At 61.8% G+C, this 6216-nt stretch carries 4 protein-coding genes; all 4 read left to right on the top strand.

The window, feature by feature from the left end:
- Positions 1 to 443: 443 nt before the first annotated feature.
- A complete protein-coding gene (locus AC5JJ6_RS07610) occupies positions 444 to 1253 on the top strand; it encodes a hypothetical protein (RefSeq protein ID WP_496041459.1) in 810 nt (269 codons plus the stop codon).
- A gap of 84 nt (positions 1254 to 1337) precedes the next feature.
- Positions 1338 to 1610, top strand: a complete 273-nt coding sequence (locus AC5JJ6_RS07615; protein WP_496041460.1) for a helix-turn-helix domain-containing protein — start codon at positions 1338 to 1340, stop codon at positions 1608 to 1610.
- A 399-nt stretch (positions 1611 to 2009) separates the two neighbouring features.
- Positions 2010 to 4553, top strand: a complete 2544-nt coding sequence (locus AC5JJ6_RS07620) for a phage/plasmid primase, P4 family (protein WP_496041461.1) — start codon at positions 2010 to 2012, stop codon at positions 4551 to 4553.
- Positions 4554 to 5306: 753 nt separating this feature from the next.
- On the top strand, positions 5307 to 6216 hold a 910-nt coding region (locus AC5JJ6_RS07625; protein WP_496041462.1), incomplete at its 3' end, for a ParB N-terminal domain-containing protein.

A 6216-nucleotide genomic window follows, 5' to 3' on the forward strand; every position in this document is an offset into this window, starting at 1 on the left:
GTAGGCCAATAGCGAGGATTCTGCTGACTTCTCGCAGGTGGGGCAAGGAGTTAGGGAGCTGAGCTACCATAAGCATAGGCTCCAAAATTTCAGGATTCCTGATAGCATCGGTCAAATATACTGATCAAAACAGCTCTCTAAGCCGCGCATCGTGCTGGCGAGTAAAAGAAGGAAATGGGTCGAAATATCGCGAGAGGCCAGTTCTTCCTCTAGAGTCGGGAGGAGGTATGGGCTTGATGTTTGCCTCGCGGACCCAAAGCAGCGCGGTTACTCTGCGCAGATGACCGCCGGCAGAACCTGGGCTCGCGCAGTGGAGGTCCGACGTCGCCATGACAAAGAGGCCGCGAGAGAGTGGTCAACTCGTTCTACATCTCGACCTAGACGACCCATTCGCCTGGATACGTTTTCTGGCCGCTCAAACATGGGATGGTAGCCGGCGAAAGATGGGCCAAACGCTGGCTACATTATCCGCAGACCTTATCGCAGCCGCGCAGGATGCGGCCACCCAGGAAGGCTCAGAAGCCGAGTTCAAGCTGCGTGCACAGCAGTTGAGGCTAAGCGAGGCCGATCTAGCCCGAATGCCTGGGTACTCGGCTTTCTTCAAAAGCCTAGTTATCAATCCCCTCGAGTTTTCGGAAACCGTGTTCGAGCGAATTTTCAACCCGGCTGGCAGTTACCGTACGCTAGCGGAGGCGCCAGGAACAAGCCAAATACTAAAAGACTATGCTCGTGCAGCTGAGGGGCACGCCTATTTTTCGGGGGTCCTCTTGATGATCACCGCAAACATTGCCCTGCATCACCCCGATGTACAGTCATCGCTGAATCGCGCGATGGAAGTTATTCAAGATTGGCCGAACAGCATTCGAAAGAAAGTTCCGTCAGATCGAACAATATGGAAGTATTGGAAACAAAGTAGATCAATCTCTCCCTTATGGGCTGCTTACATAACCGCCCATAACGAATACAACGCTGGAAATGTCGAAAGCTCTGCGGCGGCGCATGATCTCTTCATGGATCTAGCTAAGTTTCGGCAGATGGTGGCTTACGCGAAATGGTACAGCGCCTTCGCGGTTTCCCGCTCCTCCGATGGCGCTGCTGGACCGCTGATACCTCACGACGAGGTCGTGGAAGTTATTGCGGACGTATTGCCAATCCAGCCTCACTTGCAGCCACTCCGACCTGAAATGCTCAGGGCCGCGAAAAACTACCTAGCGCCAAGTCGAAAGTTCCAGGATCCGCTGAAGGACCACTGAAGCCGACCTTTCACTAGTGAAGCCCATTCTTCAGTGGCTCTGTCCACCCGCACCATCCGCCCGTGTTCCACGGAGTACGGACGAGTGCAGGATTCACCTCACACCAACCAGCAGCGGTTTATCGGCCCAGAGGGGCCCGAACGCCGGAATGACGCCTACACCATAGAGGGTGCCGGCGAGCGCCTCGGCGGCATCGGTCGGACCACGGTTTATGGCCTCATCGCCTCGGGGCAGCTTGAGGCGATGAAGCTCGGCAGCCGGACCCTGGTCACGGCAGCTTCGATCGAAGCTCTGCTCGCCAGCCTGCCGCGTGTCGTCACCAAAGCCGAGACTCGGCGGAAGGGGGCAGCACGATGAAGGGCACACCGGCATCGACTCCAAGCGAAGCCCACCATCTGAATCAGATCCACCTCGCGCGACGCTGGTGCATGTCGCCACGAACGCTGGAGCGGTGGCGCCATGAGAAGAAAGGGCCGCAATATCTCAAGGTTGGTGGACGTGTCTTATACTGCCTCGCGGATATCGAGGCATTCGAGGCAGCGCAGCGGAGGTCTGCATGAAGGACGCCGCATCTGCCGCCGCCATGAGTGACCCGTGGCGGAACCCATCATTCCGGCGCCGCTGGCAAGAGCCGCTGGATCGCTCGACGTCCTCAGAGTCGCCAACCCCCAGCCCCGAAGTGGCGCTGGAAATCACCGGCCGAGCGCTGCTGGAGCAATGGCGCCGAGAGCGGGCAAAGCGTGAGGGAATGTCGTCATGAACGCGAATGCTCAGGCACAGCGTGAGGCACCCAACGGCTCCGGCCAGACCTACATCTGTACCTTCGGCGCTTTCAACCAGGCGACACCCTGGACTGATGTCCGGCGCTTCTCCTGGCCGGAACTCTGCGCTCTGCTCTGTGACCACCAAGTCGGTCCCAAGGAGGGCAGCTGCATCGTCCCTGCCGTGTTCTCCGGCACGCGGCGGAGCAAGATGGACGCCACCCGGATTGAGCTGGTGTTCCTCGATATCGATGTCGGGATGTCTCTAGGGAAGATTGCCGCGGCCATATCATCGAAAGGCTACGCGGCGATCGTCACCTCGACCCACTCGCACATGACAAGCCGCACTCGAGCCCGACTAAGCAACTGGGAGAAGTTTCGAGCCGCAGCTTCTGACTCGCGGGCAGCTCCAGCCGACTTTCTCACAGTCGAGAAGGGCTACCTACCCCACATCGCCATGGGCGCAACTCTGGCCCATGAGGACGCCGAGTATATTGTGTTCGAGCACCAGCCCTGCCCGAAATTTCGGGTGGTCATACCGTTGCTGCGCCCCTGGGAGGCCGCCAGCTACCAGAGCCAGCAGGAGGCCAACGACGCCTGGAAGGAAAGGGTTGAAGCCTTAGCCGCCTCGCTCGGTCTGCGATACGACCAAGCCTGCACGGACACGTCGCGTGCCTTCTTCATGCCACGTCGTCCACCTGAAGGTTCGCCGCCTGAAACCGCGATTTTGAGCGGCAATGCGTGTGATCTTTTCGATCTGCCGAAGGCTAGGCCGAGCGGAGGCAAGCAGCAGAAGCGGTCCGCACGGAGCTCGATGGGTTTGCCTCCGAACGAATTTGACTATGTCGACCCCAAGACAGGCCAAGTCTATAATTTGGCAGAGTGGGCAGCAACATTCGGCCCGCGCTTCCAGATCGTCACTGCGTTGCGAGCGCGCTCTCCGGGTGTTTTCACGGGCAAGGTGGTCGAGGCGAAGCATCATATCCGCTGTGTGAACGAGGCAGCTCACAGCCAAGCGGGGATTGATGATGCCACCTTCGTCAAGAACGCGAGCGACAGCACCAGCCGCGGCTTCGTCTGTCATTGCCGACATGCTCATTGCGACGGCGTGGATCGACTGACCGTTCTAAAGCAGATGCTGGACGCTGGATGGCTCACGGTCGAAGACCTGACCTGCGACGTCTTTCTTACGCCTGCTGACGATGAAGATGGAGAAGCGGACCTGCCGCCAGAGTTTTCGGACGACAGTTTGGCCTTGGCGTTCAGTGAGCTGCAGGATGGACGTGTGCTCTATGTGGCGGCATGGGGCCGCTGGCTCTTCTCGAATGGAAGCTGCTGGATGCCGGATGAGACCCTGCGTGTCTTCAGCCAAGTGCGTCAGCTCTGCCGGAACGTTGCTGCCGACGCAGGAAAGCGCGGAAAAGGTAAAGCGGCGATGGCCAAGAAGCTCGCCAGCGCGAACACGATCGCGGCTGTCGAACGCCTTGCGCGCGCAGACCCGAGGCATGCACGGCGGGCCGGCGACTTCGATGCCAATCCCTGGGAGCTCAACACGCCGGACGGCGTTGTCGATCTGCACACCGGGCAGCTGCGTCCGCACCGCCAAGATGACCTGTTCACCAAAGTGACCGCGGTCGGTCCAGCCGGCCAGTGCCCACGGTGGCTTCGCTTCCTTCTTCAGATCACTCGCCGAGATAAAGCGGTAGTTCGCTACCTGCAGAGATTCATCGGTTACACCCTGACGGGGGTGACCGACGAGCATGCCTTCGCGTTCCTTTTCGGTCCGGGCAAGAACGGAAAGAGCGTCTTGCTGAGCACCATGGCCGCCATGCTCGGAGATTACGCGAAAGTGGCCATGGCCGACGTGTTCACTACCGGGACCAGCGAACAGCATCCAACGCACCTTGCCGCGCTGCGCGGTGCGCGCCTCGTTCTCGTGACCGAGACCGCGCAAGACCGGCCCTGGGCGGAGGCGCGCTTGAAAGCGCTCACCAGTGGAGATCGCACAACTGCCCGCGTCATGCATGGCGACCCGTTCGAGTTTACGCCGCAGTTCAAGCTCTGGATCGCCGGCAACCATCGACCAGCGCTGAAGAACCCGGATGCTGCCATGCGCCGGCGGCTGCACTTGGTCCCGCTCACCTATGTCCCTGCCAATCCAGACCCGCATCTTGCTGAGGCACTGCGCGCGGAGCTTCCTGGCATTCTTGCTTGGGCAATCCGCGGCTGCTTGGCTTGGCAGCAGCAACGGCTTGACCCACCTGCGGTCATCATCTCGGCCACAGACAGCTACTTTGAGGACGAGGATACCCTCGCCGAGTGGGTCAATGCCAGATGCCGGCTTGAACCGACAGCTGAAACCGGGAGTCGCATGCTGTTCCTCGATTGGAAAGAATGGTGCTCGTCTCGGAACGAGGGACCAGGAACTGAGAAGCGGTTCAGCGAGGCTCTTGAGCGGCATGCAGTGAAGAAGCGAACAAAAGCCGGCGCTGTGTTCAAGGGCCTAAAGCTCCTGCCGTCCGATACCGGCGTTTTTTAGGTTGCCCCCCCGCTGGTGACGGGTAGTGACGGGTTGTCTGCTTTCCTACGTTATATGTACGCGGATGAGGTGTGTCGGAGCTCTATATACCATGCACCTAGATAGCGATGTAATGGGCAGACCCGTCACCACCCGTCACCGCTATAGGGCGGGGTACTCGACGCTGGGTCATCGGCCTACGTGTCGATCGGTCTTCGACCATAAGGTGCGGGAGCTTTCGTAGTAGAGCGAAAGGGAAGGTTATTGTTCCTCGCAGTTCTGGCGCCCATAGTTGCCGTGCGCTGCGTCGCTTGCGGCGCTTCGTCCCGAGGACGCCGTCATGCCTCTCCGCTCGCCACTGCACCGTTCTGAGGGTTGGACGCCGACGGTCTCTGGCTTTCGACACGCGCGCGACGCTAGCAGCACTGCACGCGGGTACGGCGAGGACTGGCGTCGCCTTCGAACGCAGGTTCTCGCCGACGAGCCGCTGTGTCGGCTGTGCCATGAGACAGGTCGCGTAACAGCTGCAGCCGAGGTGCACCACACGCGCGGGTTCCACGGTATCCATGACCCGCTACGCCTCGACCGACGTTGGCTGACGCCGATCTGCGTGCCTTGCCACCGACGTGAGTCGCAGCGCGATGGCGTGGATGCGCGACGATGATGGCGCTTGGTTGGTCAGACCCCGGGGGGATGATAAGTCGGCGACCGTTGGTTGTCGGACCGAGCCCCCGCTGAATTTCTTTGCTTGCGAAATTACCGACCGGGGCCGTTATGAGCCACATCGCCCAGACTTGGCCCGCTGACGCCGTCGAGCGCCGCTCGGTCAGCAGCCTCATCCCCTACGCCCGGAACGCCCGCACCCACAGCGACGCACAGGTCGCCCAGATCGCCGCCAGCATCCGCGAGTGGGGCTGGACGACGCCGGTGCTGGTCGATGAGGAGGGCGGCATCATCGCCGGTCACGGCCGCGTCCTCGCCGCTCGGCAGCTCGGCCTGACCGAGGTGCCGGTCATGGTCGCCCACGGATGGAGCGACGCTCAGAAGCGCGCCTACGTGCTGGCGGACAACAAGCTGGCGCTGAACGCCGGGTGGGACGAGGAGCAGCTGCGGGTCGAGCTTGCCGATCTCCAGGGCATGGGCGCCGACCTGGGGCTGATCGGCTTCAGCGACAATGAGCTCACCGCGCTGCTGGTGGAGGGCACCGCCGGCCTCACCGACCCCGATGCCGTACCGGTGGCCCCTGCCGAGCCGGTGACCCGCTCTGGCGACGTCTGGCTGCTGGGTCGCCACCGGCTGGTCTGCGGCGACAGCACCACCCAGGAGGCCGTAGAGGCCGCTCTGGGCGGTGTCAGACCGCATCTCTTGGTCACCGACCCGCCCTATGGCGTCGAGTACGACCCCGCCTGGCGCAACCGCGCCGGCCTCAGCACCACCCGCCGCACCGGAGCCGTGGCCAATGATGACCGAGCCGATTGGCGCGACGCCTGGGCGCTGTTCCCTGGCGAGGTCGCCTATGTCTGGCATGGCGCTCTCCACGCCGCCGCGGTGGCCGAGAGCCTCACCGCCTGCGGCTTTGAGATCCGCGCCCAGATCGTCTGGGCCAAGGATCGGCTGGTGCTCGGCCGCGGGCACTACCACTGGCAGCACGAGCCCTGCTGGTACGCCGTCCGGAAGGCCGCTG

Source organism: Skermanella sp. (genome assembly GCF_059503625.1).

Coding starts and splice junctions, on each gene's coding strand:
- AC5JJ6_RS07610 (WP_496041459.1), top strand. CDS start 444: ATGGGCCAAACGCTGGCTACATTATCCGCAGACCTTATCGCAGCCGCG.
- AC5JJ6_RS07620 (WP_496041461.1), top strand. CDS start 2,010: ATGAACGCGAATGCTCAGGCACAGCGTGAGGCACCCAACGGCTCCGGC.